22 protein-coding genes are annotated in these 19,838 nt (G+C 69.8%); 6 read left to right on the top strand and 16 right to left on the bottom strand.

Translation table 11 applies throughout. From position 1 onward, the window contains the following. Positions 1–310 precede the first annotated feature (310 nt). Positions 311–1,006: a DNA-3-methyladenine glycosylase gene (locus ACTWP9_RS15590; RefSeq protein WP_443246722.1), complete on the bottom strand. Its 696-nt coding sequence runs from the start codon at positions 1,004–1,006 to the stop codon at positions 311–313. Between the two features lie 67 nt (positions 1,007–1,073). Here ACTWP9_RS15590 and ACTWP9_RS15585 point away from each other — a divergent pair, with 67 nt between their 5' ends. Further along, complete coding sequence (locus tag ACTWP9_RS15585) at positions 1,074–1,856, top strand: sporulation protein (RefSeq protein WP_443246741.1); 783 nt, start codon at positions 1,074–1,076, stop codon at positions 1,854–1,856. A 51-nt stretch (positions 1,857–1,907) separates the two neighbouring features. On the opposite strand, the gene ACTWP9_RS15580 is transcribed toward ACTWP9_RS15585, so the two are convergent. Further along, positions 1,908–2,339, bottom strand: coding sequence for a barstar family protein (locus tag ACTWP9_RS15580; protein WP_443246721.1), 432 nt, complete (start codon positions 2,337–2,339; stop codon positions 1,908–1,910). A gap of 180 nt (positions 2,340–2,519) precedes the next feature. Here ACTWP9_RS15580 and ACTWP9_RS15575 point away from each other — a divergent pair, with 180 nt between their 5' ends. Together ACTWP9_RS15575 and ACTWP9_RS15570 are read left to right on the top strand one after the other, a co-directional pair. After that, positions 2,520–3,059 carry a YbhB/YbcL family Raf kinase inhibitor-like protein gene (locus ACTWP9_RS15575; RefSeq protein WP_443246720.1) on the top strand — a complete coding sequence of 180 codons (540 nt, stop codon included), beginning with the start codon at positions 2,520–2,522 and terminating at the stop codon, positions 3,057–3,059. Between the two features lie 434 nt (positions 3,060–3,493). Beyond that, on the top strand, positions 3,494–4,003 hold the full coding sequence (locus tag ACTWP9_RS15570) for an HNH endonuclease (RefSeq protein WP_443246719.1): 510 nt from the start codon (positions 3,494–3,496) through the stop codon (positions 4,001–4,003). 32 nt (positions 4,004–4,035) lie between these two features. Here ACTWP9_RS15570 and ACTWP9_RS15565 read toward each other — a convergent pair whose 3' ends face one another. The 4 genes from ACTWP9_RS15565 to ACTWP9_RS15550 all read right to left on the bottom strand — a co-directional run bounded on the left by ACTWP9_RS15565 (position 4,036) and on the right by ACTWP9_RS15550 (position 7,196). Beyond that, the gene (locus ACTWP9_RS15565; RefSeq protein WP_443246718.1) at positions 4,036–4,803 is read right to left on the bottom strand and encodes a sulfite exporter TauE/SafE family protein; all 768 of its coding nucleotides are present in this window, start codon (positions 4,801–4,803) and stop codon (positions 4,036–4,038) included. A 118-nt stretch (positions 4,804–4,921) separates the two neighbouring features. Beyond that, positions 4,922–5,887 carry an SPFH domain-containing protein gene (locus tag ACTWP9_RS15560; RefSeq protein ID WP_443246717.1) on the bottom strand — a complete coding sequence of 322 codons (966 nt, stop codon included), beginning with the start codon at positions 5,885–5,887 and terminating at the stop codon, positions 4,922–4,924. Between the two features lie 73 nt (positions 5,888–5,960). Then, positions 5,961–6,383 carry an NfeD family protein gene (locus ACTWP9_RS15555; RefSeq protein ID WP_443246716.1) on the bottom strand — a complete coding sequence of 141 codons (423 nt, stop codon included), beginning with the start codon at positions 6,381–6,383 and terminating at the stop codon, positions 5,961–5,963. A 21-nt stretch (positions 6,384–6,404) separates the two neighbouring features. Then, on the bottom strand, positions 6,405–7,196 hold the full coding sequence (locus ACTWP9_RS15550; RefSeq protein ID WP_443246715.1) for an ABC transporter ATP-binding protein: 792 nt from the start codon (positions 7,194–7,196) through the stop codon (positions 6,405–6,407). A gap of 105 nt (positions 7,197–7,301) precedes the next feature. Between ACTWP9_RS15550 and ACTWP9_RS15545 the strand changes: the two genes are divergently transcribed. Beyond that, a complete protein-coding gene (locus ACTWP9_RS15545) occupies positions 7,302–8,135 on the top strand; it encodes a hypothetical protein (protein WP_443246714.1) in 834 nt (277 codons plus the stop codon). Between the two features lie 42 nt (positions 8,136–8,177). Here the strand turns inward: ACTWP9_RS15545 and ACTWP9_RS15540 are convergent, their stop codons facing one another. The 4 genes from ACTWP9_RS15540 to ACTWP9_RS15525 form a co-directional block, all read right to left on the bottom strand. Beyond that, on the bottom strand, positions 8,178–8,414 hold the full coding sequence (locus ACTWP9_RS15540) for a chaplin (RefSeq protein ID WP_443246713.1): 237 nt from the start codon (positions 8,412–8,414) through the stop codon (positions 8,178–8,180). 189 nt (positions 8,415–8,603) lie between these two features. After that, positions 8,604–9,242, bottom strand: a complete 639-nt coding sequence (locus tag ACTWP9_RS15535) for a response regulator (protein WP_443246712.1) — start codon at positions 9,240–9,242, stop codon at positions 8,604–8,606. Next, positions 9,235–10,404, bottom strand: a complete 1,170-nt coding sequence (locus tag ACTWP9_RS15530) for a GAF domain-containing sensor histidine kinase (protein WP_443246711.1) — start codon at positions 10,402–10,404, stop codon at positions 9,235–9,237. Before ACTWP9_RS15530 ends, ACTWP9_RS15535 begins: the two co-directional genes overlap by 8 nt. A gap of 275 nt (positions 10,405–10,679) precedes the next feature. After that, entirely contained in the window at positions 10,680–13,406 is a 2,727-nt protein-coding gene (locus tag ACTWP9_RS15525; RefSeq protein WP_443246710.1) for an FHA domain-containing protein, read from the bottom strand. Between the two features lie 296 nt (positions 13,407–13,702). On the opposite strand from ACTWP9_RS15525, the gene serB reads away from it, so the two are divergent. Beyond that, positions 13,703–14,944 carry a phosphoserine phosphatase SerB gene (gene serB / locus ACTWP9_RS15520; RefSeq protein ID WP_443246709.1) on the top strand — a complete coding sequence of 414 codons (1,242 nt, stop codon included), beginning with the start codon at positions 13,703–13,705 and terminating at the stop codon, positions 14,942–14,944. A 30-nt stretch (positions 14,945–14,974) separates the two neighbouring features. On the opposite strand, the gene ACTWP9_RS15515 is transcribed toward serB, so the two are convergent. From ACTWP9_RS15515 to ACTWP9_RS15500, 4 genes are all read right to left on the bottom strand, one after another. Continuing rightward, entirely contained in the window at positions 14,975–15,490 is a 516-nt protein-coding gene (locus ACTWP9_RS15515; protein ID WP_443246708.1) for a SixA phosphatase family protein, read from the bottom strand. A 130-nt stretch (positions 15,491–15,620) separates the two neighbouring features. Further along, positions 15,621–15,869, bottom strand: coding sequence for a hypothetical protein (locus ACTWP9_RS15510; protein WP_443246707.1), 249 nt, complete (start codon positions 15,867–15,869; stop codon positions 15,621–15,623). Between the two features lie 188 nt (positions 15,870–16,057). Next, a complete protein-coding gene (locus ACTWP9_RS15505) occupies positions 16,058–16,174 on the bottom strand; it encodes an SGM_5486 family transporter-associated protein (protein WP_254693415.1) in 117 nt (38 codons plus the stop codon). Between the two features lie 17 nt (positions 16,175–16,191). Next, positions 16,192–17,529 (bottom strand): CynX/NimT family MFS transporter, encoded by a 1,338-nt coding sequence (locus tag ACTWP9_RS15500; RefSeq protein ID WP_443246706.1) that lies wholly within the window; start codon positions 17,527–17,529, stop codon positions 16,192–16,194. Positions 17,530–17,552: 23 nt separating this feature from the next. On the opposite strand from ACTWP9_RS15500, the gene ACTWP9_RS15495 reads away from it, so the two are divergent. Further along, positions 17,553–18,263 (top strand): FadR/GntR family transcriptional regulator, encoded by a 711-nt coding sequence (locus tag ACTWP9_RS15495; protein WP_443246705.1) that lies wholly within the window; start codon positions 17,553–17,555, stop codon positions 18,261–18,263. Between the two features lie 50 nt (positions 18,264–18,313). Here ACTWP9_RS15495 and fabI read toward each other — a convergent pair whose 3' ends face one another. Together fabI and fabG are read right to left on the bottom strand one after the other, a co-directional pair. Further along, positions 18,314–19,084 carry an enoyl-ACP reductase FabI gene (gene fabI / locus ACTWP9_RS15490; protein ID WP_443246704.1) on the bottom strand — a complete coding sequence of 257 codons (771 nt, stop codon included), beginning with the start codon at positions 19,082–19,084 and terminating at the stop codon, positions 18,314–18,316. Between the two features lie 2 nt (positions 19,085–19,086). Beyond that, positions 19,087–19,791 (bottom strand): 3-oxoacyl-[acyl-carrier-protein] reductase, encoded by a 705-nt coding sequence (gene fabG, locus ACTWP9_RS15485; RefSeq protein ID WP_443246703.1) that lies wholly within the window; start codon positions 19,789–19,791, stop codon positions 19,087–19,089. Between the last annotated feature and the right edge of the window lie 47 nt (positions 19,792–19,838).

The following is a 19,838-nucleotide window of genomic DNA, read 5'->3' as shown; positions in this document are numbered from 1 at the left end:
CTGTCCGACAGGCCGGGGTATCAACATATCTGGCGTTGACTTTTGGCACGCTGTTGAGTTCTCAAGGAACGGACGCTTCCTTCGAAACCGTCTCACCGGCTTCTCCGGACGTTTGCCCTTTCGGTGTCCACTACGTTAGCGCGTTTCCCCGGAGACTCCTAATCGAGTCCTCGGAGTCAGTTTTCGGCGTACCGAAAGTGACCCCGATTCTGGGGTACGTCGTAGGTAGTGATGTTCGCTTCCGGGGGCCGCTCTCACTGGGCCTTCAGGCCCGTGGCAAGCCGTCCCGTTTCCAGCGACTCGTCCAACGTTAGGCGGTGGGTCGGCTTGCGTCAAGCGAAGGCCGACGGTTCCGGGGCTTGTGCGGCCGGTACGGGCTCACCGTCGGGTCGTCGACGAGCCAGAAGCGCCAGGGGTAATGGGAGCCGTCGCCGCCGACGCCGGTCCGCGGACCGCTCTTCACGGCCCTGGGGTCCACGTCCTCACCTGCGAGGATACTCAGCGGGGCGGAGTCGTCGTGAGAGCAGACGTCGGTGCCGTTCAGCTCTCGGTCCACGGCGAGCGCGGTGGCCAGGCGGGCCGGGCCCTTGGCCAGTTCCAGGTCTCGGCGGGCCTTGGGGCGGCGCTGCCGCGCCAGCTCCGCTCCCTCCAGCACCTCGCCGGCGCGGATCAGTACACCGCTCGCCTGCCCCTCAGGACCGCAGACCAGGTTGAGGCTGAACCACATGCCGTAGATGAAGTAGACGTATGCGTGACCAGGCGGACCGAACATCGAAGCATTGCGTTCGGTCCTGCCGCGGTAGGCGTGGGAGCCGGGGTCGGCCTCGCCCGCGTACGCCTCGACCTCCGTGATGCGCAACCGCATGCGGCCCTCCGTCGTCGTGCGTACCAGGACGCATCCGAGAAGGTCGGGGGCGACATCCAGGACAGGACGGTCGAAGAAGGCTCGGGGTAGGTGCGCATCACCGCTGGTCGTGCTGGGCTTGCGGTCTCGGCCTGCGATCATGCCGTCCGAGCGTACAAGAACCGTTCATGCTTCCCCCTTGGGGAAGCCGAAAGGGGAGGACAAGGGGATGGGCTTCAAGAAGCTGTTCGCGAGCATGGGGATGGGCGGCGCCTCGGTCGACACGGTGCTGCACGAGCCGCACGCCGTGCCCGGTGGTGTGGTGCAGGGCGAGGTGCGGATAGAAGGTGGCTCGGTCGCTCAGGAGATTCAGTCCCTGTCGGTGGGGCTCCAGGCCCGGGTCGAGGTGGAGACGAACGACGGGGAGGCGCATCAGAACATCGAGTTCGGCACCCAGCGGCTCGGTGGGGAGCTCACCCTGCACGAGGGGGAGTCGCATGTGGTGCCCTTCAGCCTCGAGGTGCCGTGGGAGACGCCGATCACCACGTTCCTGGGGCAGCAGCTGCGCGGCATGCAGATAGGGGTGACCACCGAGCTGGCGATCGCGCGGGCGCTGGACTCGACCGACCTCGACCCGGTGGACATCCACCCGCTGCCGGCTCAGCAGGCGATCCTGGACGCCTTCGGGCAGCTCGGGTTCCGCTTCAAGTCGGCGGACATGGAGAAGGGGCACATCCGCAACACGCGGCAGAAGCTGCCCTTCTACCAGGAGATCGAGTTCCACGCGCCGCAGCAGTACCGGGGGCTCAACCAGGTCGAGCTGTCGTTCGTCGCGGACTCGCAGGGAATGGATGTGGTGCTGGAGATGGACAAGAAGCCGGGCCTGTTCTCGGAGGGCAGTGACACCTTCCGCGCCTTCCCGGTGGACTTCGACTCCTACCAGCAGACGGACTGGACCGGGTACCTCAACCAGTGGCTGGCCGAGGTCGGCGGCAAGCGGAACTGGTTCTGAGGCCGGGAACCCTCTGTCCGAGACCGGCGGAGAGCGTCGCCGGGACCCCGCTCAGCCCAGCAGGATGGTGAGCGGGGTCTCGCGTACCGCCCAGAACCCGACCGCCGCGGTGAAGACCTCCGCCGCGGCGGCGGCGTCCTTTGGATCGGCCTGTTCGAACTCCGACCAGCCGGTGGCCAGCAGCAGATAGCCGCGGGGCTTGCCCCACCAGGACAGGTCGGTGAGGAGGTCGGCGAGCGCGTCCCAGTTGCGTCCGAAGTAGTCGGGCAGCTCCAGACCGGTGGCACAACGCTCCATGAAGTCGGCCTTGTTGCCGACGCCGGTCAGGTCCACGACCGCACCGAACCAGCCTGCCGCGTCCGCCTGCATCAGGGCATCGGGGCCCACCGAGGGCAACCGGTAGACGCCGGGAGGCACCGAGTCGTCGAAGAGGCCGGGGAGGTCGGCCTGGGGCAGCTCGGGCAGGTCCACGGGGCTGGTCATGGTCGGCACCACCGCTTCGGGGTCTCGTCGTGGTCACTCACCTGATGGCGTTGACGGCTGCGGGCACAGGGCTGGGGTGTACGGGGTGTGCTGTCGCACCCCGTCATGGTGGCAAAGAGAGGCTGTCCGGATCGTTAGGCTGGCCGTTGCAGCGATTCGCGTGACGAGGAGGTTCCCGACGTGACCGACCAGCAACGGCGCCCGCTCCCCCATGACTTCCACCCCCCGGTGCCGTCAATCCGCGTGGTGAGCAACGATCTGGCGGACGGCGGCCATCTGGGTTCCGCACAGGTGTACGCGGAGGGGAACACCTCGCCGCACCTGCGCTGGGAGGGCTTCCCGGAGGCGACCAAGAGCTTCGCCGTGACGTGCTTCGACCCGGACGCGCCGACCGGCAGCGGGTTCTGGCACTGGTCCGTCTTCGACATCCCCGCCTCGGTGACCGAGCTGCCCACCGGGGCCGGTACGGGTGAGATGAAGGGGCTCCCCGAAGGGGCCGTGCATGTGCGCAACGATTTCGGGACGCGGGACTTCGGCGGGGCCGCGCCGCCGCCTGGGGACGGCCCGCACCGCTATGTCTTCACCGTGTACGCGGTGGACACCGAGAAGCTCGGTCCGGAAGCCGAGGCGACGCCTGCCTTCGTCGGGTTCAACCTGCGCTTCCACACACTGGCGCGGGGCCAGCTGATCGGCGAGTACGAGGTCCCCGCTGAGAGCTGATCCTGCGGGCCTGTCCCGAAGAATTCCGTTGCGCCGCGCTCCCTGCGCGGCGCAACGTGTATGAGGGCAGTCGGCACCGTGGCGCGGTACATCACCGCGCGCGGGGGCGGCAGGCGCTGATCGGCGCCGCTGTCTGCCGGAGTCCGGCCGAGCGCCGGGCGACCGCGCCGGCTGCCTTCGGTCCTGGCTGCGGGTAACTGTTGTCCGCCCGCCTCTTCTCCCGCTTCCTTCTCTTGCTTTCTCCCCCGGGAATTCTCCGCGATTTGTCCCTCCGTGATCCTTTTCCGCCCCCTGTGACCTGGCATTCCCGGGTGCTTCATTTCCTGTACAGCCTGGGGAAATTGCGTTGTCGGTCCACGTGGACAGCGGCACAGTTGGTGCCACCCCGGCGCGGGTGCGCGCGGGCTGAGACGGGAGAAGGGGAGGCGGTCGGGATGCGGGAGACGCTGGTACTGAACGCGAGCTTCGAGCCGCTGTCGACGGTGTCGCTGCGGCGGGCGGTCGTGCTCGTGATGCGGGAGAAGGCAGTGGTCGAGCAGTCGCATCCCGGTCTGCGGGTGCGTGCGGCGCAGGTGGAGCTTCCGGTGCCTCAAGTGATCAGACTCTGCCGGTATGTCCGGGTGCCCTTTCGACAACGGGCACCGTGGTCGCGGCGGGGCGTCCTGGTGCGGGACCGGCATCGGTGTGCGTACTGCGGGCGCCGGGCGACCACGGTGGATCACCTCGTTCCGCGTTCGCACGGCGGTGGGGACACTTGGCTGAACACGGTCGCGGCGTGTGCGGCGGACAACCATCGGAAGGCGGACCGGACGCCGGGGCAGGCGGGGATGAAGCTGCTGGTCAAGCCGTTCGAGCCGACTCCGGCCGACGCGCTGCTGCTGGCACTGGGGCTCAAGGAGGGCGAGACGCTGCCGGAGTGGCTGTCGCTGCCGGCCACGGCGTGAGCGACGGGGGCGGCGCAGCCCCGACCCGCCGCTCAGCGCAGCAGGAGCTGCACGATCGCTACGAGGCCGACTGCCACGATGACGCCGCGTAGCACTCCGGGGGCCAGTTTGCGTCCGATACGGGCGCCGAGCTGGCCCCCGACTGCTGAGCCGATCGCGATCAGCAGCACGGCCGTCCAGTCGAAGTCGGCGACGAAGAGGAAGAAGACGGCCGCTGTGCCGTTGACGACGGCGCCGAGCACGTTCTTGACGGCGTTGATGCGCTGCAGGTCGTCAGGGATGAGCAGGCCCATCAGGGCCAGGTAGATGACGCCCTGGGCGGCGCCGAAGTAGCCGCCGTAGGCGCTGGCGAGCAGCATGCCGCCCTGGAGGGGGATGCCGCCGTGCGGATGGGCGCTGCTGTTCTCCCGTTCGCGGCGACGGCGGACGGCGGCGGCCAGCCGGGGCTGGAGGACGACGAGGACCAGGGCGAGTGCGATGAGCACCGGGACGATGGTGTCGAACGCGCTGGAGGGCAGGGTGAGCAGCAGGATCGCGCCCGCCAGGCCGCCGAGGAGCGCGACGGTGCCGAGCCTGAGGAGACGGCGGCCCTGGCCGCGCAGCTCCCTGCGGTAGCCGATGGCTCCGCTGATGGAGCCGGGGACGAGACCGAGCGAGTTGGAGACGTTGGCGGTCACGGGCGGCAGGCCGACGGCGAGCAGCACGGGGAAGGTGATCAGGGTGCCGGAACCGACAATGGCGTTGATGCCTCCCGCGCCGATGCCTGCTGCACAGACGGCCACGGCCTCCCATACGGTCACGCGTCAGCCCCTTCGGTGATCGGCGTCAGTGCACTGATCATGCCCGAAGGGGCTGCGTCTGTGTGCGATGGTCCGGCTGCTGGACGAGGGCTGTTGCTCTTGCAGCGGCGCCGTTCCGTCAGGAGTCGAGCGGGGGCTGCTCGCGCGGGGGTTTGGGGACGCTGGGCGGGGTGGGGGTGCCGCCGCGGTTGGCACCGTTGCCGCCGGAGTCGGGGCGGAAGTTGTCGAGGGCGCCACCGAGGCCCTTGAGGGCGTCGCCGATCTCGCTGGGGACGATCCAGAGCTTGTTGGCGTCGCCCTCGGCGATCTTCGGGAGCATCTGGAGGTACTGGTAGGAGAGCAGCTTCTGGTCCGGGTCACCGGCGTGGATGGACTCGAAGACCGTGCGGATCGCCTGGGCCTCGCCTTCGGCGCGCAGGGCCGCGGAGCGGGACTCACCTTCGGCGCGCAGGATGGCGGACTGCTTCTCACCTTCGGCGGTGAGGATCTGCGACTGGCGGACACCTTCGGCCTGGAGGATCGCGGCGCGCTTGTCACGGTCGGCGCGCATCTGCTTCTCCATCGAGTCCTGGATGGAGGTCGGCGGCTCGATGGCCTTCAGCTCCACGCGGTTGACGCGGATGCCCCACTTGCCGGTGGCCTCGTCGAGCACGCCGCGCAGGGCCGCGTTGATCTCCTCGCGCGAGGTGAGCGTCCGCTCCAGGTCCATGCCGCCGATGATGTTGCGCAGGGTGGTGACGGTGAGCTGTTCGATCGCCTGGATGTAGCTGGCGACCTCGTAGGTGGCCGCACGGGCGTCCGTCACCTGGTAGTAGATGACGGTGTCGATGTTCACCACGAGGTTGTCCTGGGTGATCACCGGCTGCGGGGGGAAGGGGACGACCTGCTCCCTGAGGTCGACACGGTTGCGGACGGTGTCGATGAAGGGAACCACAATGTTCAGGCCCGCGTTGAGAGTCCGGGTGTACCGGCCGAAACGCTCGACGATCGCCGCACTCGCCTGTGGGATGACCTGGATCGTCTTGATGAGTGCGATGAAGACAAGCACCACCAGGATGATCAGGACGATGATGATGGCGTCCATGGCCTTGCCCCCTGCATGCTTTGAAAAGACGCTGCCTGAAGAGTTACTGCCCGTGTGCGGTTGCTCATTGCCATCACATCACGACAGCGGTGGCGCCGTCGATCTCGACCACATCCACCTGACTGCCCGGCTCGTAGCTTGTGTCCGAATCGAGTGCACGAGCTGACCAGATCTCGCCGGCGAGCTTGATGCGGCCGCCGTCCCCGTCGACCTTCTCCAGCACCACGGCCTGTCTGCCCTTGAGCGCGTCGATCCCGCTGGCCAGGGCGGGGCGTTCGGTACGCATCCGGCGTGCGACGGGTCGTACGACCAGGATCAGTGCCGTGGAGACGATCGCGAAGACGATGACCTGGGCGACCGGGCCACCGCCGATTCCGGCCGTCCCGGCGGCCGCTACCGCACCCACCGCCAGCATGCCGAACTCGGGCATGGCTGTGATGATGAGCGGAATCCCCAGCGCTGCGGCGGCTACCAGCCACCCGACCCATGCGTCCACATGGCCATGGTAGGCGCACGCTCAGCGCAGCGGCAGGCCCTGCGCGGTCCAACGGCCGTTCTGCGTCTCGACGACGAGCGGCAGGCCGAAGCACAGCGAGAGGTTACGGGAGGTCAGTTCGGTCTCCAGCGGTCCTGCTGCCAGCACCCGTCCCTGGCGGAGCATCAGAACGTGAGTGAAGCCCGGCGGAATCTCCTCGACATGGTGGGTCACCATCAACATGGAGGGCGCGTAAGGGTCGCGCGCGAGCCGTCCGAGGCGGCGTACGAGGTCCTCGCGCCCGCCCAGGTCGAGCCCGGCCGCGGGTTCGTCCAGGAGCAGCAGTTCGGGGTCGGTCATCATGGCGCGCGCGATCATGGTGCGCTTGCGCTCGCCCTCGGAGAGGGTGCCGAACTTGCGGTCGAGATAGTCGGACATGCCGAGCCGGTCGAGGAAGGCCAGGGCACGGTCCTCGTCGACCTTGTCGTAGCTCTCATGCCAGTGCGCCGTCATGCCGTAGGCAGCGGTGAGCACGGTCTCCAGCACGGTCTGGCGGCGGGGCAGCTTCTCGGCCATGGCGATGCTGGCCATGCCGACGCGGGGACGCAGCTCGAACACGTCGACGCTGCCGAGGCGTTCACCGAGAACGGCGGCGGTGCCGGAGGTCGGGAACAGATAGCTGGAAGCGATGTTGAGCAGGGTCGTCTTGCCCGCGCCGTTGGGGCCGAGGATGACCCAGCGTTCGCCCTCCTTCACCGACCAGGAGACATCGTCCACCAGAGCACGTCCGTCGCGGACCACGGATACGTCCACCAGCTCCAGTACTTCGCTCATGAGCGCGTTGTCTCCTATTGCAGTCGCGTTTAGGTGCCTGTGGGCACATTCCCCAGGGGAAAACCTACGCCACCGTGTACGACGCCTGTTCCCTAGGCTTGGTTCATGCTCACAGAACCTCGTTCGGGGCGGCTGGCCGCCTGGGGAAACGCACTGCTCGCCGGACTCGTCTCGCCGGACGAGGCTGCCGAACGCATCGCGGCACAGGACGCGCGGCACCGCGTGGTGCTGCCGGGAGACGACGACCCGGTGGGGCTGACGCTGGCGCTGGGCCGGCTGCGGTCGCTGGGTGCCGTCGGGCTGCGGGTGGCGCTGCCGGTGCCGGGGCATCCGCTGGGGCTGAGCGGGCCGCCGGAGTTCAACGCGCGGGCGCTGGAGGCCGAGGAGGCGGTGCTGGTGCACGGCACGGCTCTCGGTCTGGTGCCGGAGGTGTACGAGGCGGGACCGGCGGACGCGGACCCCGAGGACGTGCATACGGAGGTGCTGTGGGAGTGCCTGCCCGTACGGGAGGCTCCGCCTGCCGACGTGCCTTCGCTCGCGGAGGCCGAGCGGGAACTGGCGGAGGCGATGCGGGAGGCCACCGAGGTGCTGACCCGGCTCGATGTGGCGGGCTCGGGTCCGGTGGCCGAAGCGGCGCTGGAGGCGTACCGGGCGCGGATGGAGGCGGGCAGGCAGCTGCTGGCGCCGGGCTATCCGCCGCGCGCCGTACGGGTGCTGGAGCTGGCGCAGCGGGTGGGGGCGCTGGTGTCGATCGCGTACGGCGACGGAAGTGGCGCCGGTGACGGGAGGGAGCACGGGGGTGCGGTGAGTGCCGCGGAGATGGCTGCCCGCGCCGAGGCACTGCGGCCGGTGGAGCGGACGGCGCGGCGTGCGCAGGTGGCGGCGTACAACGCCTACGCGGAGGAGCTGGAGCGGCGGCGGGAGGGCGGACGGGCCTGAACGGCGTCGCCCGGCCTCCCGGTGTCATGGCCTCGCGGTCCGCTAGTGCGCGATGTTGCCGAAGGCGGGGTTGAGGACACCCACGACATTGACCGAGTTGCCGTCGGCGTTCACCGGGACGTCGACCGGCACCTGCACCAGGTTGCCCGAGCCGACGCCCGGCGAGTTCACGGCCTTGCCCTGCGCGCCGGAGCTGTGGGCGAGCGCGGAACCGGCGGAGGCACCGGCCGCGACGCCGGCGGCGGCGATGACGAGAGCGGCCTTCTTGGCAGTGTTCATGGGGTGTTCTCCCTGTGGATCTGCTGAACAGTGCCGCGGCCGACCGCCGCGGGCACGCCATGGAGAACGGAGCATCTGCCGGGAGGGTGCGCGGAAAAGATGACGACCACACGACGGTATGAATTACCGCCCGGAGCTGAACTTCAGGCCGATTCCTGCCTCGTCCCCTCCCGTCATGCCGTCACCCCCTCAGCCGGTGACCCCGTGGCGGACCGCCCACAGGGCCGCCTGGGTGCGGTCGGCCAGGTCGAGCTTCATCAGGATGTTGGAGACGTGGGTCTTGACCGTCTTCTCCGACAGCACGAGCGCGCGGGCGATCTCGCGGTTGGAGCGGCCGTCGGCTATCAGGCCGAGCACCTCGCGTTCCCGCTCGGTCAGCGAGGGGCCGCGGCCCGCGCCGCTGCTCTGGTCGTCGCTGAGCAGCGCCCCGGCAACCTCGGATTGCAGCAGTACGTGGCCTGCGTGCACCGAGCGGATGGCACCGGCCAGCGCCTCTGGATCGACGTCCTTGTAGACGTACCCCGCGGCACCGGCGCGCAGGGCGGGGACGACGGTGCGCTGTTCGGTGAAGCTGGTGACGATCAGTACCCGGGCCGGGTTGCCGCGTTCGCGCAGCGTCCGCAGCGCCTCGACGCCGTCGGTCCCCGGCATCTTGACGTCCATCAGGACCACGTCTGGCCGCAGTTCCTCGGCGCGGGCCACGCCCTCGGAGCCGTCCGACGCCTCCCCCACGACCTCGATGTCGTCCTGCACCTCGAGAAAGGTGCGCAGCCCGCGCCGTACGACCTGGTGGTCGTCGACGAGCAGCACACGGATCGGGTCAGCCACCGGGCACCTCCAATTCGACAACTGTGCCCTTGCCGGGCTCCGACTGGACGGTCAGCGTGCCGCCGACGCCGGAGGCCCGGTCGCGCATCGAGACGAGGCCGAGGTGGCGGCCCGCCGAGCGCACGGCACCCGGATCGAAGCCCGTGCCGTCGTCGGTGACGGTGAGGACCACGGACGGGCCGTGGCGGACGAGGGCAACACGGACGTGTGAGGCGTCCGCGTGCCGCAGAGCGTTGTGCAGCGCTTCCTGGGCGACGCGCAGCAGGGCCTCCTCCTGGGCCGAGGGCAGCGCGCGGACGCCCTCGCACAGGAAGTCCACCTCGGCGCTGTGGGCGCGGTCCAGCACCTGGGCCTGGGTGCGCAGGGTGGCGACGAGGCCGTCCTCGTCCAACGCGGCCGGCCGCAGTTCTACGACGGCGGCCCGCAGTTCGTCGGCCGCCTCGCCGGACAGCCGGGCCACCTCGTGCAGTTCGGCCTTGGCCCGCTCCGGATCGCGGTCCACCAGGGCCGTGGCCGCCTGCGCCGTCAGACGTAGGGAGAAGAGTTTCTGGGCCACCGCGTCGTGGAGTTCATGGCCGATGCGGGTGCGCTCCTCGGCGATGGTCAGCTCGCGGCTGCGCTCGTACAGGCGTGCGTTGGTGAGCGCGATGGCGGCGTGCTGGGCGAGCAGCCGCAGCAGTTCCTCGTCGTCCTCGGTGAAGGCACACGCCCGTCCCCGGGAGGCCGGGCGCTGCTGCTCCTGCGAGCCCGAGGCGCAGCGCTTGTTGGCGAGGAAGAGGGCACCGAGCACCTGCTCGCCGTCGGCGATGGGCATGCCGAGGAAGTCGGCCATCTTGGGATGTGCGGCGGGCCAGCCGCCGAAACGGGGGTCTTTGCGGACGTCGGCGAGGCGCTGCGGGGTGGCGTCGTGCAGCATCGCGGCGAGGATGCCGTGCTGGCGCGGCAGTGGGCCGATGGCCTTCCACTGCTCCTCGCTGACCCCGGCGACGACGAACTGGGCGAAGCCGCCGTGGTCGTCGGGTACGCCGAGCGCCGCGTACTCGGCATCGAGCAGATCCCGGGCCGAGGCGACGATCGTCTGGAGGACGTCACGCACCTCGAGCCGGCGGTTCATGGCGAGCAGCGCCGCGCTGACGGCGGCGAGCCCGGAGCGGGGGACCATGCTGGTCACCGTACTCGCGCTGCCGCCGGCGCGGGATCGGGCCGTGGCCAGGGGTGGTGCGGGCCGGTGGTCCTAGGTCCGACGGCCCAGCCGCCCGACCCGGACGGTGCACGGGCGTGCCGCACGGATCTTGCGTACCCGGCATCGGGGCTGCGCCCCCGTCAGGGGCGCGGGGGAACTGCGCGACAAGCCACAACGCAAGCCGCAGCCCGCGAACGCCGAAGGGGCCCCCTCGCCCGAGGGAGCCCCACTCTGCACTTCAGCCGGTCAGGCGCTCACTTGCGCATGATCTCCGGCTCGTGGCGGCGCAGCAGCCGGAGGACGACGAAGTAGCACACGACACCCATCGCGACGAGGATGCCGACGTCCATCGTCCACTGGTCCAGCGAGTGGTCCCACAGCGGATCGGTGTTGGTCGGGTCCTTGTCGTCCTGCGGCATCAGGCGCCCCAGCTCGATCGTCGTACCCAGGGCCGCCATCCCCCACCGGAACGGCATCAGCCAGGCCAGCTGCTCCACGCCGGGGTTGTCGAAGAGCTTGAAGAGGATACCGGTGAAGACGACCTGGACGACCGCGAAGAGGACGAGCAGGATCATCGTCTTCTCAGAGGTCTTCACCAGCGCGGAGATGATCAGGCCGCACATCATCGAGGTACCGCCGAGCGCGATCATCACCAGAGCCATCTCGATGGCCGGGTTGGAGGCGAGCAGGCCCTCCTCGGGGAGGTCGCGCGGGTAGAAGCCCACGGCGCACATCAGCACGCCCTGGATGGCGGCGACCACGGTAAGGACGATCACCTTCGACATCAGATAGGCCGACCGGGACAGCCCGGTGGCCCGTTCCCGTTCGTAGATGACCCGTTCCTTGATCAGCTCACGGACCGAGTTGGCCGCACCCGAGAAGCCGGCGCCGATGGAGAGGATCAGCAGGATGGAGCCCGCGTCGCCGTTGGTCTTGCGGGCTGGTGCCGTCAGACCGTAGTCGGAAGGCATCACTGTGCTGACCAGGCCGAGGAGCACCGGGGTGACGAAGGACAGCACCAGGAAGGAGCGGTCCGCGGAGATCACCGAGACATAGCGTCTGATCAGCGTCCACAGCTGGCTGCCCCAGCTCTGCGGTTTCTGGAGCCTGGTCGGCTGCATCGCCTGCTGCTGGGCCGCGTACGGGTCCTGCTGCGGCACCTGCTGGTCGAGGTCGGCCGCGTACATCTGGTAGTGCTGCGAGCCCTGCCAGCGGCCCATCCAGTCGTAGTCGCGGTAGTTCTCGAAGGCGGAGAAGACGTCCGCCCACGAGTCGTAGCCGAAGAAGTTCAGCGCCTCCTCGGGCGGGCCGAAGTAGGCCACGCCGCCGCCCGGCGCCATCACCAGAAGCTTGTCGCACAGCTGGAGCTCGGCCACCGAGTGGGTGACGACGAGCACCGTACGGCCGTCGTCGGCCATGCCGCGCAGCAGCTGCATGACGTCACGGTCCATGCCGGGGTCGAGGCCCGAGGTGGGTTCGTCCAGGAAGATCAGCGACGGCTTGGTGAGCAGCTCCAGAGCGACGGAGACGCGCTTGCGCTGACCACCGGAGAGGGAGGTGACGCGCTTGTCCGCGTGGATGTCGAGCTTGAGCTCGGCCAGCACCTCCTCCACCCGGGCGTTGCGCTCGGCCTCGGCGACGTCGCCGGGGAAGCGCAGCTTGGCCGCGTAGCGCAGCGCGGTGCGGACCTTCAGCTCCTTGTGCAGGATGTCGTCCTGCGGGACGAGGCCGATGCGCTGCCGCAGTTCGGCGAACTGCTTGTAGAGGTTCCGGTTGTCGTAGAGGACCTCGCCGACATCCGCCGGGCGGTATCCGGTCAGCGCCCGCAGCAGCGTGGACTTCCCGGAGCCGGACGGGCCGATCACGCCGATCAGCGACTTCTCGGGTACGCCGAAGGTGACGTTGTTGAGGATGACCTTGCCGCCGTCGACCTTCACCGTCAGATGGCGGGCCGAGAAGGACACGTCGCCGGTGTCGACGAACTCCTCCAGCCGGTCGCCGACCAGCCGGAAGGTGGAATGTCCGATGCCGACGATGTCCTGCGGCCCGATGGCCACGGTGCCGGACTTGGGGATCGGCTGGCCGTTGACGTAGGTGCCGTTGTGGCTGCCGAGGTCGCGGATCTCGCAGCGGCCGTCGGGCGAGGCGTGGAACTCCGCATGGTTCCGGGAGACCTGGAGGTCGGAGACGACCAGTTCGTTCTCCAGCGCACGGCCGATGCGCATCACCCGGCCGAGGGAGAGCTGGTGGAAGCTGGTCGGGCTGCGGTCGCCCGCTGCCTGGCCTCCGCCGCCCTGACCGCCGGGCGCTCCGCCGGGGCCGCCGGCACCGGGACCGCCCATGCCCTGCGGGCCGGGACCGCCCTGCTGCGGTATGTGCTGCTGAGGTGGCTGCTGCGCGTACTGCTGCGGCGGCGCCTGCTGCATCTGCTGCGGCATCTGGGGGGCCTGCTGCTGCCAGCCCGGCTGCGGCTGCTGGGGCTGCTGGCCCCAGCCGGGACCGCCCTGGCCGCCGACCTGCGGCTGCTGGGTCGGGGCGCCGTGCTGGGCGGCGGCCTGTGCCGCCTGGGGCTGCCCGGGCTGCTGGTGCCGGCCCTGCTGCTGATGCTGGCCCTGCTGATGCTGGGGCGCCGTCTGACCGCCGTACATGTCGGCAACCGGCGCCTGGCCACTGCCCGCCCCGCCGGAGAAGCCGAGCCGCGGGCCGTCGGTGGCGTTGCCCAGATGGACGCTCATGCCGGGGGCGAGCTCCAGCTGCTGGATCCGCCGCCCTTGCACATACGTGCCGTTGGTGCTGCCGTGATCCTCAATGACCCAGGCGCGCCCTCCCCAGCGCACCGTGGCATGCCGCCAGGAGACCCTGGCGTCCTCGATCACCACATCTCCCTGCGGATCGCGGCCGAGGGTATAGGCCCTGGACTGATCGAGCGTCCAGGTCTGTCCGTTCAATTCCAATACGAGTTCCGGCACTCCATGCCCCACAAAGTTGTCCCCCGAGGTACCCCCTTCGGAGAGGGAGTCTAGGGATGGCGAACATCGTGAGGAACTATTTCAGGCTCGGCCGCCCGACAGGAAGCCGGGCCAGCACTAGGGACCAGGCTGTGACCGTTCCGGCCAGGGAATGTCGGAGGGAAACGGACCCAGCTGCGGATGCCGCCACGGATCGCCACCGATCCCGACTGATACGGACAAGGGCGGTGCGGAGCAGGCCAGGGCCCCAAGGCGCGGCCGGGCCCCACCAGGGGTTCCGGGCCGGGCGGCGGTAGTGTGAGAGGACCATGAGCGCACCTGTGGCCCAGCCTCCGTCGTACGCCGAGACCCCGACCCTGCTGGTCAAGATCTTCGGCAAGGACCGGCCCGGCATCACCGCCGGGCTCTTCGACACCCTCGCGGCCTTCGCTGTCGAGGTCGTCGATATCGAGCAGCTCGTCACCCGTGGTCGTATCACCCTGTGCGCCCTGGTGACCTCGCCCGGCGCCGGCACCGGCACCGAGGGCGAGCTGCGCGCGACCGTGCACAGCTGGGCCGAGTCGATGGGCCTGACCGCCGAGATCATCTCGGGTACGGGCGACAACCGGCCCCGCGGCACCGGACGTTCGCACGTCACCGTGCTGGGCCATCCGCTCACCGCGGAGTCGACCGCCGCCATAGCGGCCAGCATCACTTCCACGGGCGGCAACATCGACCGCATCTTCCGGCTCGCCAAATATCCGGTCCTCGCTGTCGAGTTCGACGTCTCCGGCACGGAGACGGCGCTGCTGCGTACGTCCCTGGCGCTGGAGGCCGCGAAGTACGGCGTCGATGTGGCCGTCGTCGCCTCGGGGCTCCAGCGGCGGGCGCAGCGGCTGGTGGTGATGGATGTGGACTCCACCCTCATCCAGGACGAGGTGATCGAGATGTTCGCGGCCCATGCGGGCTGCGAGGCCGAGGTCGCCGAGGTGACGGCGCGGGCGATGCGCGGCGAGCTGGACTTCGAGGAGTCGCTGCATGCGCGGGTCGAACTGCTGGCGGGACTCGATGTGTCGGTCGTCGACAAGGTGCGCGAGGAGGTACGGCTCACCCCGGGGGCACGCACCCTGGTCCGTACGCTCAAGCGGCTCGGCTTCCAGGTGGGTGTCGTCTCCGGCGGCTTCACACAGGTGACGGACGCGCTCCGGGAGGAGCTGGGGCTGGATTTCGCCTCCGCCAACACGCTGGAGATCGTGGACGGCAAGCTGACGGGGCGGGTCACCGGGGAGATCGTCGACCGCGCGGGCAAGGCGCGGCTGCTGCGGCGGTTCGCCGATGAGGCGGGGGTGCCGCTGGCGCAGACGGTCGCCATCGGTGACGGCGCCAACGACCTGGACATGCTGAACACCGCGGGCCTCGGCGTCGCCTTCAACGCCAAGCCGTTGGTGCGGGAGGCCGCCCATACGGCGGTGAACGTGCCGTTCCTGGACACGGTGCTCTATCTGCTGGGCATCACGCGCGAAGAGGTCGAGGCCGCGGACGGGCCCGAGGGACCGATCGAGAGAGTCTGAGCTCCCTCGGTCCGGCCGCGGCCGGTTGCCTCACTCGTGCGGTGACCAGAAGCGGGTCAGCTCCGCGCTGCCCGGCTCCACCGACTTCCAGGAGCCGGTGTAGCGCAGGACGGCGACGGCGGCCGTGGGGAAGCCGCGGGCCATCCGCTCCTGCGCTTCTTGGTCGGCGGCCCCGGCAAGCACGTCGGCGACCGACTGCATCCCGGGGTTGTGGCCGATGATCAGCAAGTCCCGCACGTCGTCGGCGACTTCGTTGATGACCTCGATGATCTGGCCGGGCGGCGCCTCGTAGAGACGCTCCTCGTAGACGGTCTTGGGTCGCTGGGGGAGATGGGAGACGACCAGCTTCCACGTCTCGCGGGTGCGGGTCGCTGTCGAGCAGAGGGTGAGTTGCGGGGTGATGCCCTGACCGGCGAGCCATTCGCCCGCCGCGGGGGCGTCCAGGCGGCCTCGCTCGGCGAGGGGCCGCTCATGATCCGCCACCTGGGGCCAGTCCGCCTTGGCGTGCCGGAGAAGGACGATACTGCGGGGCACATCGACGCTCATGTGTCCCAGCTTCGCATGAAACGCGCTGTCAGGCGCGGGGTGTTGGACGGTCGGTTCCCTATAAGTGACGCACGGTGATGCGCCGCTCACCCCTACCGCTCCCCCGTCACCGGGACGGCCCAGGACCGCCTCAGCCCAGCAGGGAACCCCACAGATGGGTGAGGAAGGACAGCAGCGGGCTGTCGGCTGCACGCTGGGCGGCGTCCGCCTGTCCCCCGCCCATCAGGAGGACCAGCAGCAGAGCGAAGCCGAGTATCGGGAGCAGCACTCCCCACCAGGGCAGCCGCGTCTGCGCCGCCTCCGACCGCCTCGGCTGTGCGGCGCCCGGGGCCGGGCGGTTCCGGCTCCGGTCCGATGTGAGGTGCGCGGGGGCCGTCATGGTCTCGCCTCCGGATTCGGTGGGGGGTGCTGGTCCTTCTCGTCCGTCTCGTATCTCGACGGTACGGAGGACGAGAGAGCGATCCCATCCGGTGAGCCACCCAGTTACCCCTGACGCCAGCCCCCTAGGGGATGGTGGTGCCAGCTACACCCCACGGCGGGCGGGCCGGGGCCGCGGTGGAGGGGGTGTCAGCCGGCGGCGATGCTGGCGATCACGCCGATGACGACGGTGACGGCCATCATCGCGCCGAAGATCAGCAGGAGCTTCTTCCGCGGTTCCGGGGGATTCGGTTCGAGCACTGGCATGTGAGCCAGTGTCGCACTCAGCGTCCTTCCTCGATGACCCGGTCCCTGCCCGCCAGCAGGCCCGTCGCCATCTGCGCGAGCATCAGCGCGGTCATCAGCAGGAGCGGCCCGTGCCAGCCACCGCTGAGGTCGTGCAGCGAGCCGACGAGCAGCGGGCCCGGGATGGAGATCAGATAGCCGGTGCTCTGCGCGAAGGCGGAGAGCTTGACGACGCCCGCGTTGGACCGGGAACGCATGCCGATCATGGTGAGGGCCAGCGGGAAGGCGCAGTTGGAGACGCCCAGCACCAGGGCCCACGCCCAGGCACCGGCCGCAGGCGCGAGCCACAGGCCCGCGTACCCGACCAGGCCGCAGACGCCGAGCGCGAGCACCAACGGACCCTGATGCCGCATCCGGGCGGCCAGCTTCGGCAGGACGAAGGAAAGCGGGACACCCATGCCCATCGTCACCGCGAGCAGCACACCGGCCGCCGACGCCGAGACCCCGGCGTCGCGGAAGATCTGCGGCAGCCAGCCCATGGTGATGTAGGCGGCGGACGCCTGGAGGCCGAAGAAGACACCGAGCGCCCAGGCGGTGGGCGACTTGGTGATACGCAGCGCAGGCACGGCACCCTCGGCCGTCCCGGGGGCGGCTTCCTGTGCGGCCTCCGGCTCGGGTGTGCGGGCCGCGTGGTTCCGGGAGATCACTGCCCATGGGACGAGGGCTACGGCGGACGGCACCGCCCAGGCGGCCAGGCCGATCCGCCAGCTGCCGCCGAGCGCGTCGGTCATCGGCACGGTGACGGCGGCGGCACCGGCGGTCCCCAGGGCGAGCGCCATCGAGTAGAGCCCCGTCATGGAGCCGACCCGGTCGGGGAACCAGTGCTTGACGATGACGGGCATCAGTACGTTGCTCACCGCGATCCCGGCGAGGGCTAGCGCGGTGGCGGCCAGGAAGGTGGCGGTACCGCCCGCCAGCGGCCGCAGAACGAGCCCGAGGGTGATGGCGACCATGCCGGCCAGCACGACGGGGGCCGGGCCGCGGCGGCGGGCCAGCCGGGGAGCCAGACCGCCGAACACGGCGAAGCACAGCGGCGGCACGGAGGTCAGCAGTCCCGCGACGGTCCCGCTCATGTGCAGCCCGTGCCGTACCTCCTCCAGCAGCGGGCCGAGCCCGGATATGGCGGGGCGCAGGTTGAGCGCCGCGATCACCAGTCCGGCGGCGACGAGGCCGACCAGCCAGCGAGGCACGGCGGGACCCTCGGCTCCGAGTTCGGGAGGCGGCGTCTGGATCCCGGCGGGGTGCTCGGGGGCGGTGCGGGTCCCCACGTCGGCGGCGGTTGCGGAATTCCTGCTGTCGTCGTCTGCCAATGCCATGCCGCCCATCATAGAATCATGGGATGAATGCTCGCCAATCAATTGCCCCTCCCTCGCTTCCCGCGCTCTCCGCCCCCCATCGGGCCCCCTTGGCCGCCCAGGTGATCGCGACGCTGCGGCAGCAGATCACCGCCGGCCAGTGGCCGGTGGGCAGCCGTATCCCGACCGAGTCGGAACTGGTCGAGCAGCTCGGCGTGGCCCGCAACACGGTGCGGGAGGCGGTGCGTGCCCTCGCGCACAACGGGCTGCTGGACATCCGGCAGGGCTCGGGCACCTATGTGGTGGCGACCAGCGAGCTGGCCGGGGTGATGCACCGCAGGTTCGCCGGTGCCGATCTGCGGCATGTGGCGGAGCTGCGCTCCGCGCTGGAGACGGCGGGCGCACGGCTGGCGGCACGCCGCCGTACGGCTGCCGACGTGCAGCAGCTCGACGGACTGCTGGAACGCCGCGAGGCGGCATGGGACTCGGGCGACGTCGAGCACTTCATCGACGCCGACCGGAGCCTGCACATGGGTGTGGTCTCGGCCTCCCACAACGAGGTGCTGGCGGCGGTGTACGCCGACCTCGGCGAGGTGCTGCGGGCCTATCTCCGGCAGGACGTCGGCGAGGAGCTGCGCCCGGAGAACTACATGGACCACACCCGGCTGCTGGAGGCCATCCGCGCACAGGACGCGGAGGCCGCCTCCAAGGAGGCGGCCTCCCATACGGCGGAATGGGGCCACGGCGCGCTGTAGTCGAGGTGTGGGGGCTCAGCCCTCACTCCCCCTGGAGTACGCGAAGCGGACTACGCTCCCATCATGTGGACGCCGCCGTCGACGTGGACGATCTCACCCGTGGTCCTGGGGAAGAAGTCCGACAGCAGGGCGACGACGCCGCGGCCGGCCGGGTCCGGATCGGACAGTTCCCAACCGATCGGGGCGCGGTGGTTCCACACGTCGGCCAGTTCCTCGAAGCCCGGGATGGACTTGGCGGCCATGGACTTGATGGGCCCGGCCGAGACGAGGTTGCAGCGGATGCCCTGGGGACCCAGATCGCGCGCGAGGTAGCGGTTGGTTGATTCCAGGGCCGCCTTGGCCACGCCCATCCAGTCGTACTTCGGCCAGGCGATCTGTGCGTCGAAGGTGAGGCCGACGACCGAACTGCCCTCGTGCATCAGCGGCAGGCAGGCCATGGTGAGCGACTTGAGCGAGTACGCCGAGACGTGCACAGCCGTACTGACGTCCTCCCACGTCCCGCCGAGGAAGTCGAAGGCGCCCTGCGGACCGAAGGCGATCGAGTGCACGACACCGTCCACCCGCGCGTCGGCGCCCCAGTGCTCACGGATCTTGTCGGCGAGCCCGTCCAGGTGCTCCTGGTTGCTGACGTCCAACTCGATGACGGGCACGGCCTCGGGCAGCCGCTTGGCGATGCGCTCCACCAGGGAGAGCCGGCCGAAGCCGGTGAGGATGACCTCGGCGCCCTGTTCCTGGGCGACCTTCGCCGCGTGGAAGGCGATCGACCCGTCGGTGATGACGCCGGTGACAAGGATCCGCTTGCCGGCGAGGATTCCGCTCATGTTCAGTGACCCATGCCCAATCCGCCGTCCACGGGAATGACGGCTCCGGTGATGTACGCGGCCTCGTCGGAAGCCAGGAAGCGGACCGAGGAGGCGACCTCCTCCGGGGCGGCATAGCGGCCCAGCGGCACCTGCTTGACGATGTCCTCGCGCTGTTCGTCGGTGAGCGCACGGGTCATGTCGGTGTCGACGAAACCGGGCGCGACGACGTTGCAGGTGATGTTGCGGGAGCCCAGCTCACGGGAGAGCGAGCGGGCGAAACCCACGAGACCGGCCTTGGACGCCGCGTAGTTGGCCTGACCGGCCTGGCCCATCAGTCCGACGACCGAGGAGATCAGCACGATACGGCCCTTACGGGCACGCAGCATGCCGCGGGAGGCGCGCTTGACCACCCGGAAGGTGCCGGTGAGGTTGGTGTCGAGGACCGAAGTGAAGTCGTCCTCGGACATCCGCAGCAGCAGCTGGTCGCGGGTGACGCCCGCGTTGGCGACGAGCACCTCGACCGCGCCCTGCTTTTCCTCGATCTCTTTGTACGCCTGCTCCACCTGCTCCGGCTCGGTGATGTCGCACTTGACGCCGAGGAAGCCCTCGGGCGGCTCTCCGGAGCGGTAGGTTACGGCGACCTTGTCGCCTGCCTCGGCGAAGGCACGGGCGATGGCGAGGCCGATGCCGCGGTTCCCTCCGGTCACGAGCACTGAGCGGCTCACTGTGTGACCACCCTTTCTGCTTCTGCTGTCGCGGTCTGTCGCAAAGA

This window comes from Streptomyces sp. 3N207, assembly GCF_052246355.1.
GTDB lineage: Bacteria > Actinomycetota > Actinomycetes > Streptomycetales > Streptomycetaceae > Streptomyces.
This window is presented reverse-complemented; position numbering and strand designations above follow the sequence as displayed.